This is a genomic window from Phenylobacterium zucineum HLK1 (assembly GCF_000017265.1).
In the GTDB taxonomy this organism is placed as follows: Bacteria; Pseudomonadota; Alphaproteobacteria; order Caulobacterales; family Caulobacteraceae; genus Phenylobacterium; species Phenylobacterium zucineum.
In genome coordinates this window covers 1,449,280-1,468,009 of the sequence record NC_011144.1, presented here as the reverse complement: position 1 = coordinate 1,468,009, position 18,730 = coordinate 1,449,280, and the positions used below count along the sequence as shown (strand labels likewise).

The following is an 18,730-nucleotide window of genomic DNA, read 5'->3' as shown; positions in this document are numbered from 1 at the left end:
CGAGGGAGGCCGGCGCTGAGCGGCGGGACCGGCCGGCCGGTCCTGACGCGAAGGGCCCTCTCCGACGGGAGGGGGCCCTTTTCCATGCGCATCACCAGGCGCCGGCCTCGCGTAGCTGGCGGGCCAGCTCGGGGGGAATCTCCCCGAACGCCTCCTCGTCGAGATCGGGCGGGGCGTCCTTGTGATCGAGATAGCGCCAGCCCTGGAAGGCGCGCCGGGGCGTCGGCGCCACCCGCACGATGGCCTCGTCCAGGGTCACCTGGCAGCGGGCGGTCACGCCCTCCCCCACCGTCTCGATGCCGAGGATGCGCTGGCGGCAGAGGATGTTCCCGCGGAAGACCCGGTAGACAGAGCCGCCGTCCAGCATCTCGGCGGCGCGCTTGGGCGTCTGCCGGGTGCGCAGGATCCAGGGCTCGCCCGCGCGGGCGTGGGCGCGCCGCCAGTCGAGCAGGTCCTCGACGGTGTCGCAGCCGACCACCAGCTTGATCATGTGCAGCGCCATGCCCTGGGATTACGGCCCGGCGCGGTCCTTGGAAAGTGCGGCGGCCCGCCTCAGGCCGCCGCGTCCGTCAGCCTTGGGCCCAGGACGGCTTGCGCCGCTCGAGGAAGGCGCGGACGCCCTCCTGCCCTTCCTCGCCGACGCGGGCGGCGGCGATGCGGTGGGCGGTCATGTCCATCAGGCCGTGATCGATCCGGTGGCCGTAGACGTCGTGCACCAGCCGCTTGGAGTCGGCCACGGCGCCCGGCGCGCACGAGAGGATGTGGTCGATCACCCGGTCCATGGCCTTGTTCAGCTCGGCCGCGTCGGCCACCACCTCGGTGACGAGGCCGATCTTCTCGGCGTAGGCGGCGTCGAAGGTGCGCGCCGTGGCGAACAGGCCGCGGGCGGCGCGCGGGCCGATCGCCTGGACGACGTACGGACTGATGGTGGCCGGCACCAGGCCCAGCCGGACCTCGGAGAAGCTGAACTTCGCGTCCGCCGTGGCGATCGCCAGGTCGCACGCGGCCGCGACGCCCGCGCCGCCGCCGAACGCCCCGCCCTCCACCAGGGCCACCGTCAGCGCCGGGATGTCCCACAGCGCCTTCAGCATCTTGGCCATCTGGAAGGCGTCGTCGCGGTTGTCGGCCTCGGAGCGGTCGGCGGCGGCGCGCATCCACTCCAGGTCGGCGCCGGCGCTGAACATCCCGCCCGCGCCACGCACGAACACCACCCGCACGTGCTCCTGCGCGTGCAGGGTCGAAAAGGCCTCCTCCATCGCCGAGATCAGGTCGGCGTCGAAGGCGTTCTTCCGCTGGGGCCGGTTGAGGGTGACGACCACCACGCCCTCGGCCGTGGAGTCCAGCCGCACGAGGCCGGAGGTGGCGCTGACGTCGACGCCTTCGACGAGCGGGTCGGCGATGGGATTGGGCATTCGGTCTCACTCCTCTTCCGGCAAGCTGATAGCCCCCGGCGCGCCGCGGCGCTAGGCTCCCCCATGCTGCCTGAAATCCCGGCCGATTCTGCGCTCGCCCGGCTCTTCCGCCAGGAACGCGCCCGCGAGGCGGCGATCTGGTTCTCGCTGCCCGGCGGCCAGACCCTCTACGCGGCGGGCGATCCGGCCGACCAGCTGTTCATCCTGAGGGCCGGACGGCTCGGCGCCTTCCGGCGCGAGGCGGGCCAGGAGCCGCAGTTCCTCGGGGTGATCCGCCCGGGGGAGCCGGCCGGCGAGATGGCGCTGGTGGCGGGCGTACCGCACTCGGCCGACGTCGTGGCCCTGCGCGATTCCGAGGTGATCGCCCTGCCGCGCGACGTCTTCCTCGACGCCTGCCAGGCGGACGCCTCGGTGATGACCGAACTCGCCCGGCTGATGATCCTCAGGACCCGCCAGGCGGCGAGCCGGGGGCCGATGGGCGAGCCGTCGGTGTTCGGGTTCACGCCCGTGGGCCAGCCGGGCGCCCTGCGGCCCACGGTCGAGCGCCTGGAGCGCGAGATCGGCCGCCTGGGCTATTCGGTGACGACCGTGGGCGTGGAAGCCGCCAGCGCCCCGACCGAATGGTTCTCCGAGGTCGAGCGCGCGCACGACTTCGTGCTCTACGTGGCCGAGGCGGACGACGGCGGCTGGCGGCACGTCGTGGCGCGCCAGGTGGACCGCCTGTTCCGGGTGGGCCGGGGCGACCGGCGCCCGCCGCGCGGGGATCCCGCCGGGCTGGTCGCCTCCCCGCTCGAGGCCCAGCAGCTCGTGGACCTCATCCTGCTGCAACCGGCCGGGACCCTGCGGCCCCGCGGCTCCGAGGCCTGGCTGGACGCCATCGGGGCCACCCGGCTCTTCCACCTGCGCCGATCCACGGACGAGGACGTGCGCCGGCTGGCGCGTGTGCTCACCGGCCAGTCGGTGGGGCTCGTGCTGTCGGGCGGCGGGGCCCGGGCCTACGCCCACGTGGGCGCGATCCGGGCGCTGCGCGAGCACGGGGCGCCGATCGACTTCGTGGGCGGCGTCTCCATGGGCGCGATCATCGCCGCCGGCGTCGCCATGGGCTGGGACGACGCCGAGATGGACCGGCGCATCCGCGAGGCCTTCGTCGACACCAGCCCCCTGGACGACATCGCCTTCCCGATCCTGGCCATGACCCACGGGCTGAAGGTCAGCGAGCGGCTGGCCCAGCATTTCGGCGACGTGCAGATCTCCGACCTCTGGCTGCCGTTCTTCTGCGTCTCCTCGAACCTGACGACCGGCGCCTACCACCTCCACCGCCGCGGCCTGCTGAGGAAGGCGCTCAGGGCCAGCATCGCCCTGCCTGGCGTGCTGCCGCCCGCCACCGACGGCGCCGACGTGCTGGTGGACGGGGCGGTGATGAAGAACTTCCCGGCCGACGTCATGCGGGCGGGACAGCTCGGGCCCATCGTCGGCGTCGACGTGACCACCGCGCGCAGCATCACCGCCGACGACGTCGCCCGCCCCGCCTCGGTCTGGCGCTGGTTCCGCACCGGCGAGTGGCGCAACGGCCCGCCGATCGTCTCGCTGCTGATGCGCACGGCCACCGTCTCGACCGGCCGGGACCTGGCGGCGGCGCGCGAGGCGACGGACGTGCTCGTCCTGCCCGAGGTCGCGGGCATCGAGATCCGGGACTGGAAGGCCTACGACCGCGCCGTGGAGGCGGGCTACCAGGCGACCCGGGACGCCCTTTCCAAGCTCACGCGGCCGGTGACCGAGCTGCGCCGCCGCGCCTCGCTGGCGGAGGAGGCCGAGCGCGCGCGCCTGGCGCCCTTCGGCGGGGCGCGGACGGCTGCGGCGGAATAGCGCTGACGGCTGCGTTTGCCGAGCAACCAACCACCGCCCATATTGCTGCCCGTCCTGTTCAACAGCTGAAAGGAGGTGATCCAGTGTCTCATAGTTCCACCCGTAGTTCGGTGACCGTGACCTGGGCCTCCGCGTTTGAGGTCCGCGCCTAAGTCATTGCTTCGGCAACAGGTTCGGAACCCGCACTGCGGACCGACTATGGAAGGGCCGCCCCGACGAGGGGCGGCCCTTCGCATGTGGGGCGGGACCCACGACGCCTCCGTTACCTCGCAGGTCATGGACCCACGGCGCGGCCCGCGGCTAGGCTCGGGCCATGATCGGGACGGGCAAGCCTGTGGGAGAGCACATCCGCGCCTGGCGCCAGCGGCGGCGAATGAGCCAGCTGGACCTGGCGCTCGAGGCCGAGATCTCCACGCGTCACCTGAGCTTCCTGGAGACCGGCCGGGCCCAGCCCAGCCGCGAGATGGTGCTGCGGCTGGCCGACCAGCTGGAGATCCCGCTGCGCGAGCGGAACGTCATTCTCGTCGCCGCCGGCTTCGCCCCCGTGTTCCCCGAACGGCCGCTGGCGGACCCCGGCCTGGCCCAGGCGCGGCGCGCCGTCGAGGTGATCCTCAAGGGGCACGAGCCCTACCCCGCCCTCGCGGTCGACCTGCGCTGGAACCTGGTGGCCGCCAACGCCGCCGTGGCCCCGCTGCTGGAAGGCGTCGCGCCCGAGCTGCTGGCCGAGCCGGTGAACGTGGTGCGCCTCGCCCTGCATCCGAGGGGACTCGCCTCCCGCACGGCCAACCTCGCCGAGTGGCGGGCGCACCTGATCGAGCGCCTGCGCCGCCAGCTCGACCTCACCGCCGACGACGGGCTCGCCGCGCTGCTCGAGGAGGTCCGAGGCTACCCGCCCGCGCCCGCCAGCGACCGGCGCGGCGAGGACCTGGGCCTGGTGGCCACGCCGTACCAGCTCATGGCCGGCGAGAGACTGCTTTCCTTCTGGAGCACGACCACGGTATTCGGCTCGGCCGTGGACATCACCCTTTCCGAGCTGACGCTCGAGACCTTCTTCCCGGCCGATCCCGCCACCGCCGAGGCGCTGGCCCAGGCCCACGCCGCCCGGACCAGCGCATGACCGACGCCGTGTTCGAGGTGGAGGGCGCGCCTCCGCACGCGACCGCGCGCGCCACCCCCTGGGCCGCCGGCCCCTGGGATCCGGGCCTGATGCACGGCGGTGCGCCGTCGGCGCTGATCGCCTGGGCGGCCGAGCAGGTGGAGGCCCCCGCTCCGATGCGGATCGCGCGCCTGACCATCGACCTGCTGCGGCCCGTGCCCGTCGCCGCGCTGGCCATCGAGACCGAGGTCGTCCGACAGGGCCGCAAGATCCAGCTGGTGCAGGTCCGGCTGTCGGCCGGCGGCGTCGAGGTGACCCGCGGCATGGCGCTGAAGGTCCGCATGGCCGACATCCCCACCGACGGGGACTTCCTGCCGCCGCTCGACGAGCCCCGGCCCGAGGCCTGCGCCGACCTGCCGATGCGCAGCGGCACGCCGAACAACTTCGGGGCCAACTTCGAGCTGCGGCGGGTGCGCGGCGGGTTCGGCGAGTACGGGCCCGGCGTCTGCTGGTTCCGCCAGCACCGGCCGACCGTCGCGGGCCACGCCCTCTCGCCGGCCATGCGGGCCGCGGCGGTGGCGGACTTCTCGAACGGCATCTCCTCGGTCCTGCCGTTCGAGGACTGGACCTACATCAACGGCGACCTGACCGTCAGCCTGGCGCGGCCGCCGCGCGGCGAATGGATCCTGTCCAATGCCCAGAGCTGGATCTCGACGGATGGCGGAGGCCTGGCCATGACGCGGCTCGCCGACGCCGACGGCTATTTCGGGATCGCCCAGCAGAGCCTGGTGGTCGAGAAGCGCTGAGCCCTTACGAGGCCACGCAGGCGGCTTGGGTCACCACCACGACGCTGTCGCGCTGGAAGCGGGTCTTGTAGGCCTCGCGCACCGCCTCCAGCCGCTTGGGCGCGCCGTTCGCCGGCAGGACGATCAGCACGACCTTCTGCGCTTCGCGGATCAGCTGGTTCTCGGGGCCCCGCCACTGGCGCCCGCCCTCCAGCACGGTGACGCCCGAGGCGAACCGCGGGGTGATCTCCTGCTCGACGAAGGCCGCCATCTCGTCCTGGGACAGCGCGCGGCCTTGCCGGCCACCGCCCAGGAAGAGCTGGGCGGTGCGCAGGTGCTCCTGGCCCGGCGGGCAGGCGGGCGGCGGCGCGGTGGCGCAGCCCGCCAGCCCCAGCCCCAGCGCCAACAGGACTCCCGCCGTCCTCATCCGCCCAGCAGCTCCCGCCCGATCAGGAACCGGCGGATCTCGTTGGTGCCGGCGCCGATGTCGTACAGCTTGGCGTCACGGAGCATGCGCTCGACGGGGTACTCCTTAGTGTAGCCCGCCCCGCCCAGGGCCTGGATGGCCTCCAGGGCCACCTTCACCGCGTTCTCGCTGGCCATCAGGATCGCGCCCGCGGCGTCGAAACGGGTGGTCATGCCGGCGTCGCACGCTTTGGCCACCGCATAGACGTAGGCCCGCGCCGAATTGAGCGCGACGTACATGTCGGCGATCTTGCCCTGCATCAGCTGGAACGAGCCGATCGGCTTGCCGAACTGCTTGCGCTCGCGGACGTACGGCAGGACCACGTCCATGCAGGCCTGCATAATGCCCAGCGGCCCGGCGGCGAGCACCGCGCGCTCGTAGTCGAGGCCGCTCATCAGCACGCCCACGCCGCCGTTCAGCGGGCCCATGACGTTCTCTTCCGGGACCTCGCAGTCCTCGAACACCAGCTCGCCGGTGTCGGAGCCTCGCATGCCCATCTTGTCCAGCTTCTGCGAGACGCGGAACCCCTTGAAGTCCTTCTCGATCAGGAAGGCGGTGATGCCGCGGCTGTCGGCGTCCGGGTCGGTCTTGGCGTAGACCACCAGGGTGTCGGCGTGGGGCGCGTTGGTGATCCAGAACTTCGTGCCGTTCAGGACGTAGCGGTCGCCCTTCTTCTCGGCGCGCAGGCGCATCGAGACCACGTCCGAGCCCGAGCCGGCCTCGCTCATGGCGAGCGCGCCCACATGCTCGCCCGAGATCAGCTTGGGCAGGTAGCGGCGCTTCTGCTCCTCGGTGCCCCAGCGGCGCAGCTGGTTCACGCACAGGTTCGAATGCGCGCCGTAGGACAGGCCGATCGACGCCGAGGCGCGGGAGACCTCCTCCATCGCCACCACGTGCTCGAGGTAGCCCAGGCCGAGGCCGCCGAATTCCTCCTCGACGGTGATCCCATGCAGGCCGAGCTCGCCCATCTGAGGCCAGAGCTCGCGCGGGAAGCTGTTGGTCTGGTCGATCTCGGCCGCGAGCGGCGCGATCCTATCCTGGGCGAAGCGGGCCGTCGTCTCGCGGATCATGTCCGCGCTCTCGCCGAGGCCGAATTCGAGGGTGGGTCCGTGGTTCGGGATCATGGGCGATGCGTTACCATGCGTCGCCCAAGGGTGCGAGAGCGGCTAGTCCCGCTCGGTCAGGCGGCCCAGGCGCTCCAGCAGGCGGTAGACGGCGACCACGAAGAAGCCCACGCCGGCGACCCCCGCCGCCCAGGCGACCAGCAGCGGATTCGGGAAGGCCGCGACCGCCCCGGCCCGGGCGTTCAGGCCCCAGAAGATGCCGAACCCAAAGAAGGCCAGACCCAGCAGCGCCAGGGCGACCTCGGCGAACAGGCCGCCCTCCTTCCTGCGCGGCAGCGGGGCGACACGGGCGGGGATGAACTCGTGCACCGCCATGTCGTCGATCACGATCCGCCGCCCCTCGAACGGAGCGTCGAGGACCAGACTGGCGTCGTTGGCCGGCGCGGGAGCCTCCAGGGCGCCCTCCGGAATCTCCTCCGGGATCTCCTCGGGGAACTCCTCGGGGAACTCCTCGGGGCGCTCCGGGGCCTCGGGCGGGACCTCGGACCATTCAGGCGCCGCTTCGGGCGCTGCGGGCTCCTGCGGATAGGTCGTGACGGTCGGCGGCGCGGTCGTCTCAGCCTCGTCCGCGCCGTCGGCCAGGGTGGTGATCGGCGGCGCGAAATCGGCCTGCGGGCGCACCTCGTGAGGCTCGGCCGCTTCCGGCTCGGCGGGAGGCTCGGGCGCCGGTTCCGGTTCGTTCTCGGGGAAGATGGTCTGCAGGCGCGCGGTCACCGCCTCGGCGGCGGCGCGGACCGCCCCGCCCGGCGTCTCGTCCTCGATCGGCGGCGGCACGGCCAGCGGCTCGCCGTCGCGGCTGACGACGACCCGATCGCCCTCCAGCGAGGCCACGAGTTCGGTCGGCGCCTCGGACGGGATCAGCTCGCGGACGTCCAGGTCCACCAGCGGGCGCAGCACCGGCGACGGCGCCGGGACCCAGGCGTCCCCCGGCGGGGTCAGGAACAGCGCCTTCTCGGCCGAGCGGCGGCGAACGAGGGCGTCCAGCACGATCCGCTGGCCCTGGAACTCGGCCTTGCGCCACAGCTCCATGGCGCAGGCGGCCTGCACCGTCTCGCCGGCGTTGAGCCGCTTCAGCACCTGCGAGGTGCGGAACGCATCGAGCCCGAGGTTGAACGCGAAGCTGCAGAGGGCGTCGAACTGGTTCTGGGTGAGCGGGACGAGGGCGTGCTCGTTCACGGCGTGGGCCACCGCGATCAGGTCGTAGATGAGCAGCGCCTCGGCGTCCTCTTCCGAGACCTCGGCCCCTTCCCGCGCGGTCAGCGTGTGGCCGTAGCCGATCGTCCAGCGCCCGTCGGGCAGCTGGGCGGCCTTGCGGCGGTAGCCTTCGAACCGCTTGATCAGCTCGATGGCGTTCCGGGAGACGCGGTGACGCGGACTCATGGCCCCGAATTTGACCCAAAACGGCACAGGCGGACGGCGCCTGTGGCCCCCCGCCGCAACTTAGGGACCACTTACAGCAGAATGAGCGCCGCGAGTCCCAGGAAGGCGAAGAAGCCTGTGAAATCCGTTACGAACGTCACGAACACCACCGAGGAGACCGCCGGGTCGCGGCCCATGCGGTCCAGCGCCAGGGGAATGGCGGCCCCGGCCAGGGCGGCGACGAACATGTTGATCATCAGCGCCGCGCCGAACGCCAGCGTCAGGCGTAGGTCGCCGAACAGCGCGTAGATCACGCCCCCGGTGAGAGCCGCCAGAGCCGCGCCGTTGGCCAGGCCCACCACCATCTCGCGGCTGACGGTGCGGATCGCGTTGATCGCCGAGAGCTCGCGGCTCGCCAGGGCGCGGACCGCCACCGCCAGCGTCTGGGTGCCGGCGTTGCCGCCGAGCGAGGCCACCACGGGCATCAGGGCCGCCAGGATGGCCAGTTTCTCGATCTCGCCCTCGAACGCGCCGATCACGCTGGCGGCGATCGCGGCGGTTACGGTGTTGAGCAGCAGCCACGGCAGGCGCGAGCGGACCATGCCCAGGACGTCCGCGTCCCGGCCGGCGTCCGACACGCCGGCGAGGGCCAGGATGTCCTCCTCGCCCTCCTCCTGGATGACCCCGACGATGTCGTCGACGGTGATCTGGCCCACGAGCCGTCCGCCCGGTTCGACCACCGGCGCCGAGATCAGGTGGTACTTGTCGAAGATGTAGGCGACTTCCTCCTGGTCCATGTCGACCGGGATTTCCGTCACCTGCTCCATGATCTGGGCCAGGGGCACGTCGCGCTTCGAGCGCAGCAGCTGGCTGACCGGCACCGCGCCGACCGGCTTGTAGCTGGGGTCCACGACATAGATGTCGAAGAACAGCTCGGGCAGGTCGTCCACCTCGCGGCGGAAGTGGTCGATGGCCTGGCCGACGGTCCAGAACTGGGGCGCGGCCACCACCTCGCGCTGCATCAGGCGGCCGGCGGTCTCGTCCTTGTAGGCCAGCGAAGCCTCGATGGTGGCGCGCTCCACCTCGGGCATGGCCGCCAGCACCTGGGCGCGCTTGTCCGCCTCCAGGTCGTCCACGACGTCGGCCGCGTCGTCCGATTCCATCTCGCCGATGGCCTTGGCGAGGGTGGCGGACGGGACGTGCTCAAGCACCTCCTCGCGGATCTCGGTGTCCAGCTCGGACAGGATCTCGGCCAGGGTCTCTGGATCGAGGTGAGGGACCAGCTCCTCGCGCGCGTCGGCCGAGAGGAAGCCCATCAGGTCCGCCACGTCGGCCGGGTGCAGCGCGCCGAGCAGCTCGCGCAGGCGCTCGGCGTCGCCGCGGTCGAGCGCGTCGATCACGTCCGAGACGAACTCGGGATTGAGGGCATAGTCCTCGCCGAGGGCGAGATCTTCCAGGTCTTCGTCGGTGTCGAGGAGGGCGCTGTCCTTGAGCTCGGCGAGGTCGTCCGTTTCACGGCTCATGCGGACCTCCCTGGCTATGGTTCGGACGGACTGGCTCGTGCCTCGTTGAAAAGCCTGATTCACTGGCGTGGTCGAGGGGCCCTGCCCCCGACGCCGCCTCACGTCGCCTGCGAAGCCCTAGGGGGCGAAGCAGGATGGTGCGGTCGAGAAGACTCGAACTTCCACGGGTTGCCCCACAGCGACCTCAACGCTGCGCGTCTACCAATTCCGCCACGACCGCTCGTGGTGAGGCGCGGCAGGTAGCAAACGCCGGATGCTTTGTGAAGGCCCGCGCGTTGATAAGCGCGGGGCGGGTTCAGGCGCCGCCGGCCATGTAGTCGTAGACGTTCGCCTCGCGGGTGACGGCGATGGCGATTTTGTCGTCGCTGATCTGGATCTCGCCCCGGGCCACGGGGTGGTTGTTGGCGAGGATCCAGACCTCCTCGTTGACCGTGGCGTCCAGCGGGATCACCGCGCCGCGCCCCATCCGCAGCAGCTGCTGCATGGGCAGGCTCGCCCGGCCCAGGACGACCTGGATCTCGACGTTGACAGCCTTGACCTGGGACACCGACGGATCACTCCACGCGAGGGGCACGAGGGGCTTTGCGCGAAGCGGCCCCAGCGCCCACATTGGCGGGAACATGCTTGACCACGCGTTAAATTCGGCGGCCGCCCCCATGTTCGGGCGGGACGACGACCGGCCGGCCGGCTGGGCCGTCTCGACGGGCCTCGTGGACTATCCCGCCGCCGTGGCGGCGATGGAGGCCCGCGCCGCGGCCATCGCCGAGGGGAGCGCCGGCGAACTGGTGTGGCTGCTTGAGCATCCGCCGCTCTACACCGCGGGCGTCTCGGCCAAGCCCGCCGACCTGCTGGACGCCGGGCGATTCCCCGTCTTCGAGAGCGGCCGCGGCGGCCAATTCACCTACCACGGCCCGGGACAGCGGGTGGCCTACGTCATGCTGGACCTGACGAAGCGCGGGCGCGACGTGCGCGCCTTCGTCGGCGCCCTGGAGGCCTGGGTGATCGGCGCGCTCGACGCCTTCAACGTCCGGGGCGAAATCCGCGAGGGCCGCGTAGGCGTCTGGGTCGAGCGGCGCGCGCCGGGCGTCCCCCCGCGCGAGGACAAGATCGCCGCCATCGGCGTGAAGCTGCGCCGCTGGGTGTCGTTCCACGGGATTGCGCTGAACGTGGAGCCGGACCTCTCGCATTTCTCCGGCATCGTGCCCTGCGGCGTGACCGAGCACGGGGTCACTAGCCTCGTGGACCTCGGCCTGCCGGTGACGTTGGACGAGGCCGACGCGGCCCTGAAGGCGAGCTTCCGGCGGGTGTTCGGCGAGGTCGAGGACGCCGCCGCGCCGTTCTAGGCAGGCGCCAGCGGCCGCAGGGGATTGGGCCCGTAGCGGTTGGCGCCCGGCTCGCCCGGCATGACGGCCAGCTCGACGCCGGCCCAGACCAGCACCAGGAAGAACAGGAAGTCGAAGAAGCCGATGGGATGCGGCCAGCAGGCGATGATCGAGACCAGGATCAGCGCCGCCCACCAGCCCGACCGGCCGCGGTCGTGCAGCCGCTTCGACAGCACGCAGGCGCCGCAGTAGATCAGCACCGGATAGACCACCACGCCGGTCAGCAGGCGGGGGATCGGGTCCTCGACCGCCGCCTCGTAGAGCGCCGCCAGCGTCAGCAGCGCCGCCGCCGCCAGGGTCGACGGCAGGCGCGACGCCCGCCCGTTCGCCGAGAGGAAAAGCTCCCCGAAGCCCGTCTGGCCGTTCATGGCGCCCCCGCCTGGCGATTCCCTTAGGCGAACTCTACCAGAACCTCGTCGGCCGCGACGCTGTCGCCCGGCTTGGCGCCGACCGCCTTCACCACCCCGTCGCGCTCGGCGCGGATGATGTTCTGCATCTTCATGGCCTCGAGGACGGCGACGACCTCGCCGGTCTTGACCTCCTGGCCGGTCGCCACGTCGATCGAGACGACCAGACCCGGCATCGGCGAGAGCACCATCTTGGAGGTGTCGGCCGCCTTCTTCGGCGGCAGCTTCTCGTGCAGCTCGGCCGAGCGCGGCGTCAGCACCAGCACGTGGGCCTGGGCGGCGCGGTGGCGGATCACGAAGCCCTCGGCGGCCGGCTTGACCGTCGCGGTGAAGGGCTCGCCGTCCACCTTGCCGCGGAACAGCGGTCGGCCCGGCCGCCAGTCGATGTCTGTCAGCCGGGTGTCGCGTCCCGGCCTCTCGACCACGAGGGCCTCGCTCTCGGAGCGCACCCGCACGGGGCGCTTCTCGTGTCCGACCACCTCGATCCACTCGTCGCGGGCGAGCGCGGGCGCCTGCCGGGCCACCAGCGTGCGGTGCATGGCGACGGCCACGGCCCCCATGAGGTCGCGCTGGGCCTCCGTGGGCTCGAGTCCGTGGAAGCCGTCCGGGAACTCGTCCTTGATGTAGTTCGTCGACAGCTTGCCCGACCGGAAGCGGTCCTGGTCCATCACCGCCGCCAGGAACGGGATGTTGTGGCCCAGGCCCTCGATGTGGAAGTCCTCGAGGGCCCGACCCATGGCGTCGATGGCCGCGTCGCGGGTCTTCCCCCAAGTGGACAGCTTCGAGATCATCGGATCGTAGAACATCGAGATCTCGTCCCCCTCGCGCACGCCGGCGTCGTTGCGGACGATCCCCTCCTTCACCGGCCCCTCGGTCGGCGGGTCGTAGCGGACGAGACGGCCGATCGAGGGCAGGAAGCCGCGGTACGGGTCCTCGGCGTAAATCCGGCTTTCCATGGCCCAGCCGTCGATCTTCAGGTCGTCCTGGGCGAAGGGCAGCGTCTCGCCGGCGGCCACGCGGATCATCTGCTCGACCAGGTCCACCCCGGTGATCAGCTCGGTCACCGGATGCTCCACCTGCAGGCGGGTGTTCATCTCGAGGAAAAAGAAGCTGCGGTCCTGGCCCGCCACGAACTCGACGGTGCCGGCGCTGTCGTAGCCTACGGCCTTGGCCAGGGCGACGGCCTGGTCGCCCATCGCCTTGCGGGTCTTCTCGTCCAGCAGCGGGCTGGGAGCCTCCTCGACGACCTTCTGGTTGCGGCGCTGGATCGAGCACTCGCGCTCGAACAGGTGGACGACGTTGCCGTGCTTGTCCCCCAGCACCTGGATCTCGACGTGGCGCGGGCTCTCGATGAACTTCTCGATGAAGATGCGGTCGTCGCCGAAGCTGGCCTTGGCCTCGGCGCGGACGGCGGGAAATCCTTCCTCCACGTCCTGCCGGCTCCAGGCGACGCGGATGCCCTTGCCCCCGCCCCCGGCCGAGGCCTTGATCATCACCGGATAGCCGATCTCCTCGGAGATGCGGATGGCGTGGCCCGTGTCGTCGATCTCGCCCACGTGGCCCGGCACCGTCGAGACGCCGGCCTTGGCGGCGAACTTCTTGGACTCGATCTTGTCGCCCATGGCCTCGATGGCCTGGGGATTGGGGCCGATGAAGACGATGTTCTCGGCGGCCAGCCGGCGGGCGAAGGACGCGTTCTCGGACAGGAAGCCGAATCCCGGGTGGACGGCCTCGGCGCCCGTCTGGCGCACCGCCTCCACGATCTTGTCCTGCAGCAGATAGCTCTGGGCCGCCGGGGGCGGGCCGATGAAGACCGCCTCATCCGCCATCTCCACCGCCATCGAATCGGCGTCGGCCTCGGAGTAGACGACCACCGTGGCGATCCCCATCCGCCGGCAGGTCTTGATGATCCGGACGGCGATCTCGCCCCGGTTCGCAATCAGGATCTTCGAAAACATTCCGTCCCTTACGCCCTACAGCCCACAGGCCGCCAAAGGAGGCGCAATCGGCCTCCCGCGTCTTCCGCTCGCGAAGGGGCGACCTTAGATTGGCGTCCATGAGCACGCCAGCGGTCTCCCCCTCCGGATTCGATCTCTCAGCCCCTAACGCAGAGGAACGCAAGCGGCTGGAAGCAGGCCTCTCCCGCGAGCAGGCCGAGGTGCTGCTGCGCCACGGCACCGAGGCGCCCTTCTGCGGCGGCCTGCTCGATCAGAAGGACGACGGCGTCTACTGCTGCCGCCTCTGCGCCCTGCCCCTTTTCCGGCATCAGACCAAGTTCGAGAGCGGCACCGGCTGGCCGTCCTTCTGGGCGCCGTACGACGAGGCGCATGTGAAGGGGGTGCGCGACACCTCCTACGGCATGGTCCGGATCGAGACGCGCTGCGCCCGCTGCGACAGCCACCAGGGCCACGTCTTCCCCGACGGGCCGCCGCCGACCCGCCTGCGGTACTGCATCAATTCCGTCTCGCTGGAGTTCGTGCCCACCGGCCAGCCGCTGCGCGATCCCCTGGGGCGCGGCGACAACGCGCACTTCGAAAGCGCCTGAGCCGCACGCGCCTGTGGATAGGCGGCCGGCTGCGACGATCCGCCCGCCAAGCGTGGCCATGACCGCGGGTCTATCGTCCGTACGCCACAGCCGGACGCCCCCGATGACTCTCTCGCCCGAACAAGCCCGCGCCCACGCCGACGAGGTACGCGAAACCAGCGTCACCGTCCTCAAGGGGCTGATCCCCGCCGAGACCATCGACGCCTGGAACGAGGCGTTCGGGCCGCTGCTCGCCGCCGCGGTCCGCCGCGAGGGGGACAATCCGAACCGCGGCGCCCACCGCTACTACGTCACCCTGCCCTTGCAGGACCTTTGGGCCGATCCGGCGATCATCGACAACGACGCGGTCATGGCGGTCGTGGAGGAGCTGGTGGGGGCCGATGGGGTGATGTGCCAGCTCGCCAGCGACACGCCGCTGGCCGGTTCCGAGCACCAGGAGCTGCACCGCGACACTCAACTGCTGTTCCCGGAGAGCGGCGCGGAGACCCCGCCCTACCAGCTGGCGGTCAACTTCCCGCTGGTGGATGTCACGGACGAGAACGGGCCGATGGAGTACGCCCCCGGCACCCACATGCTGTCCAAGACCGAAGGCATGGCGAAGGTCGAGAGCGGCGAGATCCCGCTGGTGAAGGCTTACATGGCGCGCGGCGACGTGATGGTCCGCGACGTGCGGCACATCCATCGCGGGACGCCGAACCGCACCGGAACGCCGCGGCCGATGGTGGTGATCGGCTACTCGCGCCGGTGGCTGCACCGGCCCGAGGTCAACGTCCGCATACCCGCCGAGGTGCTGGTCGCCCTTCCCGAGCGGGCGCGCCGCTGGCTGCGGCACAATCCCGTGTTCGAGACCAAGGCCGAGGCCGCCCGGCCGGCCGAAACCTACCGGGCGTTCGCCTACTGACCGCCGGCGGGCTCAGGTCCGCCGGGTGGTGCTGCGGGTGGAGGCTGCATCCTCGCCGGACTTGCCGCCCGCCGTCGCGCCCTCGTCCCGCATCTGGGCGTCCATGACGCTGTCGCCATAGCCCTTGCCGGGGCTGGTGAAGAACCCGCCCTGGTCGATGCGCAGGTTGTTCTGCACGTGGCTGACGCCGGAGATGTCCTCGACGAGGCGCTCGGCCCGATGCTTGGCCTCGCGCGTCTCGACGGTCCCCGAGAGCGTCACCTCTCCGCCCGACACCGAGACGTTGATGTTCGAGGCGTCCAGCCAGGGATCGTCGGTCAGGCGATCGTGGGCCTCGTCGCTGATCCGCTCGTCCGAGCGCTTGTAGTCCTTCGGGCCCCGGCCGCGGTGGCCGCGATCTTCCCAAGGGGCCTCCCGGCGGGCCTCCCGGCCGTAGTCGGCGCCGTAGCGCTGGCCGCTCCGCTCGCCCGACAGATCGCGCCGGACCTCGTCGACGGCGTCGCCGAACCAGCTGGTCACCTTCTGGAAGAAGCCGCCGCCCGAGCGGTCCCGCCCGGCCTCGCGGTCGCGGTCCCAGCCGCCGCGCTCCTGCTCGCGGCCGCCGTCGCCGTAGCCGCGCTCGAAGTCGTAGCCGCCGACGCCCCCCGAAGCCATGCGCCCGCCCATCTCGCGGGCGTAGCGGCTCTCGAGCTCGCGGTTGCCGTAGGCGGAGCCGTATCCGCCGCGCTCGCGGCCGGCGTCGTAGCCGCGCGGAGCCGGGCCGTACTCGGGCGCGCCCTGGCCCCACTCCTCGCGGTAGATCGGCTGGCGGCGGTCGTCGCCGTAGAAGCGGCCGCCGCGCGTGTAGTCCTGCCGCCCGAAGCGCAGGCCGCGTTCGCGGTCACGCTCGGCGTCGTACTCGTCGTGCTCCATGGCCGGGCTCACCCCGCCGTAGTCGCGGTCCTGCCAGGCGGGTCGATCCTGGCGGGCCTGGCGGCCGCCACGTTCGTCGCGCCAGTCGCGGCCGCCGCCCGCGCCGCGCCCGTAGCTCTCGCCGCCGCCATAGCCGCCGCCGGCGCCGTACGCGCCTCCGCCGGGACGCACGTTCGGGCGGTTGTAGGCGACGCCGGAATCCTCCTCGCCGAACACCCGGTCGCGGTCGCGGCCTTCGAAGCGGGCGCCGCGCCCCGGGCCGTAGTCGTCGTCGGCCGGGCCGCCCCAGGTGCGGTCCTCGCCCCAGATCCGGGTCTGCCGCTCGCCCTCGCCGCCGCGGCCATAGGCCTCGCTGCGCCAGTTGCTGCGGTCACGCCAGCGCCGTTCGCGCTCGTCCATCCACCGGTCGGGCATGGGGAATCCTCCTGTTCTGCAGGGCCTGCGGGCGCGCGCCCGCCTCATTGGCAGAACAAGGGACGGCGACGGTCGTTCCGCGTCTCAGAGCGGAATGTTGTCGTGCTTCTTCCAGGGGTTCTGGAGCTGCTTGCCCTTCAAGCTCTTGAGCGCCCGCACGATCCGCCGGCGGGTGCCGTGGGGCATGATCACGTCGTCGATGTAGCCCCGCGAGGCGGCGACGAACGGATTGGCGAAACGGGCCTTGTACTCGGCCTCCCGCGCGGCGATGGCGTCGGGGTCGCCAATCTCGGCGCGGAAGATGATCTCCACCGCCCCCTTCGAGCCCATGACCGCGATCTCGGCGGTCGGCCAGGCGTAGTTCACGTCGCCGCGGATGTGCTTGGAGCTCATCACGTCGTAGGCGCCGCCGTAGGCCTTACGGGTGATCAGGGTGATCTTCGGCACCGTGGCCTCGGCGTAGGCGAACAGCAGCTTGGCGCCGTGACGGATCAGGCCGCCCTGCTCCTGCTTGGTGCCCGGCATGAAGCCCGGCACGTCGACGAAGGTGACGATCGGGATCTCGAAGGCGTCGCAGAAGCGGACGAAGCGCGCGCCCTTGCGGCTGGCGTCGATATCGAGCACGCCCGCCAGCGTCTGGGGCTGGTTGGCCACGATCCCCACCGTCTGGCCGTCCATGCGCGCGAAGCCGACGACGATGTTCTTGGCGAAGTCCGGGCTGATCTCGAAGAAGTCGGCCTCGTCCACGACCTTCAGGATCAGCTCCTTCATGTCGTAGGGCTTGTTCGGATTGGCCGGCACGAGGGTGTCGAGCGAGGCCTCCTCGCGCTCGGGATCGTCGAAGCTCGTGCGGACCGGCGGCTTCTCGCGGTTGGACAGCGGCAGGAAGTCCACCAGGCGGCGCACCTGGGTCAGCGCCTCGAGGTCGTTCTCGAACGCGCCGTCGGCGACGCCGGACTTCAGGGCGTGGACGCGGTAGCCGCCCAGCTCCTCGTGGCTGACCTCCTCGTGGGTGACCGTCTTCACCACGTCGGGACCGGTCACGTACATGTACGAGGTGTCCTTCACCATGAAGATGAAGTCGGTGATCGCCGGCGAATAGACGTCGCCGCCGGCGCAGGGGCCCATGATCACGCTGATCTGCGGGATGACGCCCGAGGCCAGGGTGTTCTCGAGGAAGATGTCGGCGTAGCCGCCCAGGGCCGCCACGCCCTCCTGGATGCGGGCGCCGCCGGCGTCGAACAGGCCGATGATCGGCGCGCCGACCTTAAGCGCCTGGCGCTGGACCTTGAGGATCTTCTCGGCGTGGGCGCTCGACAGCGAGCCGCCGAATACCGTGAAGTCCTTGGAGAAGACGTAGACGACGCGGCCGTTGATGGTCCCCCAGCCGGTGACGACGCCGTCGCCGGGGATCCGCTGCTTCTCCATCCCGAACTCGGTGACGCGGTGCTCGACGAACATGTCGAACTCCTCGAACGAGCCCTCGTCGAGCAGGAGGTCGATCCGCTCGCGCGCGGTCAGCTTGCCCTTGGCGTGCTGCGCGGCGATCCGCTTCTCGCCCCCGCCCAGCCGGGCTTCGGCGCGGCGCTTCTCGAGCTCTTCCAGGATGTGCTTCACGAACAACCCCTCACCTAAGTGGGGGAAGGCGTAGTCGGGACCATCCGCCCACGCAAGCTCACGCGGGGTGAGCCGCGGGCGGGGTTCAGGCGAAGGCGCTGATCCGGAACGGGTTCGCGGCGCCCGGCGGCTGGCCGTAGAGGCTCATCTGCGCGGCCTGCAGCAGGGCGACGCCGGCCTGGGCCTGCACGGTGGCGCGCATCGCGCCCGCCTGGGCCTGGGTGAAGACGCCGGGCGTGTGGAAAGCAGCCAGGGGCCCGCCCGCCGGCCGCGGCGCAGGCGCCGCCGGCTTGTTCCGCTGCGAGAACGGCGTGGTCGGCGCGGCCGGTCCGGCGTCGGCGCGCAGCTGCGCGCGCACGCTCTCGAGGAAGCGGGCCGGCGCGGGATCGTCCACCACCGGCGCCGGCTGGACCACGACGGGCGGCGGCTCGGTCGGCGGCGGTTCGGTCGAGGGCGGCGGGTCCGACGGCGGCGGATCGTGCGGCTTCGGGCCGCGCGGCCGGCCGTGGCCATGCCGCTCGCGCAGGCGCTCCAGCAGGTCCTCGACGGCGTCGCGGACGTCGTCCCTGATCTCGTCTCGGACCTCGCGCCAGTCCACCCCGCCCTGAGCGTTCAGCAGCGCGGCCATGGCGTCGGCGGCGAACGCCGGCCGGTCCACGCCGTGGTGGGCGCGGACCTGGGCCCCTCTCCCGGTCCGCGCCGCTTCCGTCGTCGACTCGGTCCGGGCCGGCTGCGGGCGCACGGAAGCGACCGGCCACCGGCCGGCGGAGAGATGCTTCAGGCTCGCGACGCTCGAAACCACGTCCGGACTCCGTCCCGGAGCGGCACAGGCGCCGCTCCGGCAGACGGCAAAAGGCAAGCGCCGCGCCAGAAAGCTCGCGTCATGGTTTATCCGCGCGCGGCGATGCTGTATCAGCGAAC

Annotated in this window: 18 protein-coding genes and 1 tRNA gene; 6 read left to right on the top strand and 13 right to left on the bottom strand. The window is 71.6% G+C overall.

Annotated elements, in window-relative coordinates; genetic code table 11:
- Positions 1-91: 91 nt before the first annotated feature.
- Positions 92-502 carry a DUF1489 domain-containing protein gene (locus tag PHZ_RS07120; protein ID WP_041373311.1) on the bottom strand — a complete coding sequence of 137 codons (411 nt, stop codon included), beginning with the start codon at positions 500-502 and terminating at the stop codon, positions 92-94.
- Between the two features lie 67 nt (positions 503-569).
- On the bottom strand, positions 570-1,412 hold the full coding sequence (locus PHZ_RS07115; RefSeq protein WP_041373310.1) for an enoyl-CoA hydratase-related protein: 843 nt from the start codon (positions 1,410-1,412) through the stop codon (positions 570-572).
- Positions 1,413-1,475: 63 nt separating this feature from the next.
- Here PHZ_RS07115 and PHZ_RS07110 point away from each other — a divergent pair, with 63 nt between their 5' ends.
- The 3 genes from PHZ_RS07110 to PHZ_RS07100 all read left to right on the top strand — a co-directional run bounded on the left by PHZ_RS07110 (position 1,476) and on the right by PHZ_RS07100 (position 5,180).
- Positions 1,476-3,278 carry a patatin-like phospholipase family protein gene (locus PHZ_RS07110; RefSeq protein WP_012521846.1) on the top strand — a complete coding sequence of 601 codons (1,803 nt, stop codon included), beginning with the start codon at positions 1,476-1,478 and terminating at the stop codon, positions 3,276-3,278.
- A 313-nt stretch (positions 3,279-3,591) separates the two neighbouring features.
- Positions 3,592-4,395 (top strand): helix-turn-helix domain-containing protein, encoded by an 804-nt coding sequence (locus PHZ_RS07105; protein WP_012521845.1) that lies wholly within the window; start codon positions 3,592-3,594, stop codon positions 4,393-4,395.
- Entirely contained in the window at positions 4,392-5,180 is a 789-nt protein-coding gene (locus PHZ_RS07100) for a thioesterase family protein (protein ID WP_012521844.1), read from the top strand. The genes PHZ_RS07105 and PHZ_RS07100 overlap by 4 nt, the downstream gene beginning before the upstream one ends.
- Before the next feature lie 4 nt (positions 5,181-5,184).
- Here PHZ_RS07100 and PHZ_RS07095 read toward each other — a convergent pair whose 3' ends face one another.
- The 6 genes from PHZ_RS07095 to PHZ_RS07070 all read right to left on the bottom strand — a co-directional run bounded on the left by PHZ_RS07095 (position 5,185) and on the right by PHZ_RS07070 (position 10,232).
- On the bottom strand, positions 5,185-5,586 hold the full coding sequence (locus tag PHZ_RS07095; RefSeq protein ID WP_012521843.1) for a DUF3574 domain-containing protein: 402 nt from the start codon (positions 5,584-5,586) through the stop codon (positions 5,185-5,187).
- Complete coding sequence (locus PHZ_RS07090) at positions 5,583-6,749, bottom strand: isovaleryl-CoA dehydrogenase (protein ID WP_012521842.1); 1,167 nt, start codon at positions 6,747-6,749, stop codon at positions 5,583-5,585. Before PHZ_RS07090 ends, PHZ_RS07095 begins: the two co-directional genes overlap by 4 nt.
- A 42-nt stretch (positions 6,750-6,791) precedes the next feature.
- Positions 6,792-8,129 carry a lysozyme gene (locus tag PHZ_RS07085; protein WP_012521841.1) on the bottom strand — a complete coding sequence of 446 codons (1,338 nt, stop codon included), beginning with the start codon at positions 8,127-8,129 and terminating at the stop codon, positions 6,792-6,794.
- A 71-nt stretch (positions 8,130-8,200) separates the two neighbouring features.
- Entirely contained in the window at positions 8,201-9,631 is a 1,431-nt protein-coding gene (gene mgtE / locus PHZ_RS07080) for a magnesium transporter (protein WP_012521840.1), read from the bottom strand.
- A 135-nt stretch (positions 9,632-9,766) separates the two neighbouring features.
- Positions 9,767-9,851, bottom strand: a tRNA-Leu gene (locus PHZ_RS07075).
- Between the two features lie 75 nt (positions 9,852-9,926).
- On the bottom strand, positions 9,927-10,232 hold the full coding sequence (locus PHZ_RS07070) for a FliM/FliN family flagellar motor switch protein (protein WP_221188165.1): 306 nt from the start codon (positions 10,230-10,232) through the stop codon (positions 9,927-9,929).
- Positions 10,233-10,251: 19 nt separating this feature from the next.
- Here PHZ_RS07070 and lipB point away from each other — a divergent pair, with 19 nt between their 5' ends.
- A complete protein-coding gene (lipB, locus tag PHZ_RS07065; RefSeq protein ID WP_041373308.1) occupies positions 10,252-10,974 on the top strand; it encodes a lipoyl(octanoyl) transferase LipB in 723 nt (240 codons plus the stop codon).
- Here the strand turns inward: lipB and PHZ_RS07060 are convergent.
- Both PHZ_RS07060 and PHZ_RS07055 read right to left on the bottom strand, forming a co-directional pair.
- Positions 10,971-11,381: a DUF805 domain-containing protein gene (locus tag PHZ_RS07060; RefSeq protein WP_012521837.1), complete on the bottom strand. Its 411-nt coding sequence runs from the start codon at positions 11,379-11,381 to the stop codon at positions 10,971-10,973. The two genes, lipB and PHZ_RS07060, sit on opposite strands and share 4 nt — an antisense overlap.
- 23 nt (positions 11,382-11,404) lie before the next feature.
- Complete coding sequence (locus PHZ_RS07055; RefSeq protein WP_012521836.1) at positions 11,405-13,378, bottom strand: acetyl-CoA carboxylase biotin carboxylase subunit; 1,974 nt, start codon at positions 13,376-13,378, stop codon at positions 11,405-11,407.
- A gap of 98 nt (positions 13,379-13,476) precedes the next feature.
- Between PHZ_RS07055 and msrB the strand changes: the two genes are divergently transcribed.
- Positions 13,477-13,965, top strand: a complete 489-nt coding sequence (gene msrB / locus PHZ_RS07050) for a peptide-methionine (R)-S-oxide reductase MsrB (RefSeq protein ID WP_012521835.1) — start codon at positions 13,477-13,479, stop codon at positions 13,963-13,965.
- A gap of 103 nt (positions 13,966-14,068) precedes the next feature.
- Complete coding sequence (locus tag PHZ_RS07045) at positions 14,069-14,866, top strand: phytanoyl-CoA dioxygenase family protein (protein ID WP_148216814.1); 798 nt, start codon at positions 14,069-14,071, stop codon at positions 14,864-14,866.
- A 12-nt stretch (positions 14,867-14,878) separates the two neighbouring features.
- Here the strand turns inward: PHZ_RS07045 and PHZ_RS21570 are convergent, their stop codons facing one another.
- From PHZ_RS21570 to PHZ_RS21565, 3 genes are all read right to left on the bottom strand, one after another.
- A complete protein-coding gene (locus tag PHZ_RS21570) occupies positions 14,879-16,192 on the bottom strand; it encodes a BON domain-containing protein (RefSeq protein WP_012521833.1) in 1,314 nt (437 codons plus the stop codon).
- An 84-nt stretch (positions 16,193-16,276) separates the two neighbouring features.
- Positions 16,277-17,809 (bottom strand): acyl-CoA carboxylase subunit beta, encoded by a 1,533-nt coding sequence (locus tag PHZ_RS07035; protein WP_041373983.1) that lies wholly within the window; start codon positions 17,807-17,809, stop codon positions 16,277-16,279.
- 85 nt (positions 17,810-17,894) lie between these two features.
- Entirely contained in the window at positions 17,895-18,611 is a 717-nt protein-coding gene (locus PHZ_RS21565; RefSeq protein WP_049758167.1) for a hypothetical protein, read from the bottom strand.
- Between the last annotated feature and the right edge of the window lie 119 nt (positions 18,612-18,730).

Excerpts from the sequence above, each read along its gene's own strand:
- PHZ_RS07120 (WP_041373311.1), bottom strand. The coding sequence starts at position 502 with ATGGCGCTGCACATGATCAAGCTGGTGGTCGGCTGCGACACCGTCGAG.
- PHZ_RS07115 (WP_041373310.1), bottom strand. The coding sequence starts at position 1,412 with ATGCCCAATCCCATCGCCGACCCGCTCGTCGAAGGCGTCGACGTCAGC.
- PHZ_RS07110 (WP_012521846.1), top strand. The coding sequence starts at position 1,476 with ATGCTGCCTGAAATCCCGGCCGATTCTGCGCTCGCCCGGCTCTTCCGC.
- PHZ_RS07105 (WP_012521845.1), top strand. The coding sequence starts at position 3,592 with ATGATCGGGACGGGCAAGCCTGTGGGAGAGCACATCCGCGCCTGGCGC.
- PHZ_RS07100 (WP_012521844.1), top strand. The coding sequence starts at position 4,392 with ATGACCGACGCCGTGTTCGAGGTGGAGGGCGCGCCTCCGCACGCGACC.
- PHZ_RS07095 (WP_012521843.1), bottom strand. The coding sequence starts at position 5,586 with ATGAGGACGGCGGGAGTCCTGTTGGCGCTGGGGCTGGGGCTGGCGGGC.
- PHZ_RS07090 (WP_012521842.1), bottom strand. The coding sequence starts at position 6,749 with ATGATCCCGAACCACGGACCCACCCTCGAATTCGGCCTCGGCGAGAGC.
- PHZ_RS07085 (WP_012521841.1), bottom strand. The coding sequence starts at position 8,129 with ATGAGTCCGCGTCACCGCGTCTCCCGGAACGCCATCGAGCTGATCAAG.
- mgtE (WP_012521840.1), bottom strand. The coding sequence starts at position 9,631 with ATGAGCCGTGAAACGGACGACCTCGCCGAGCTCAAGGACAGCGCCCTC.
- lipB (WP_041373308.1), top strand. The coding sequence starts at position 10,252 with ATGCTTGACCACGCGTTAAATTCGGCGGCCGCCCCCATGTTCGGGCGG.
- PHZ_RS07060 (WP_012521837.1), bottom strand. The coding sequence starts at position 11,381 with ATGAACGGCCAGACGGGCTTCGGGGAGCTTTTCCTCTCGGCGAACGGG.
- PHZ_RS07055 (WP_012521836.1), bottom strand. The coding sequence starts at position 13,378 with ATGTTTTCGAAGATCCTGATTGCGAACCGGGGCGAGATCGCCGTCCGG.
- msrB (WP_012521835.1), top strand. The coding sequence starts at position 13,477 with ATGAGCACGCCAGCGGTCTCCCCCTCCGGATTCGATCTCTCAGCCCCT.
- PHZ_RS07045 (WP_148216814.1), top strand. The coding sequence starts at position 14,069 with ATGACTCTCTCGCCCGAACAAGCCCGCGCCCACGCCGACGAGGTACGC.
- PHZ_RS21570 (WP_012521833.1), bottom strand. The coding sequence starts at position 16,192 with ATGCCCGACCGGTGGATGGACGAGCGCGAACGGCGCTGGCGTGACCGC.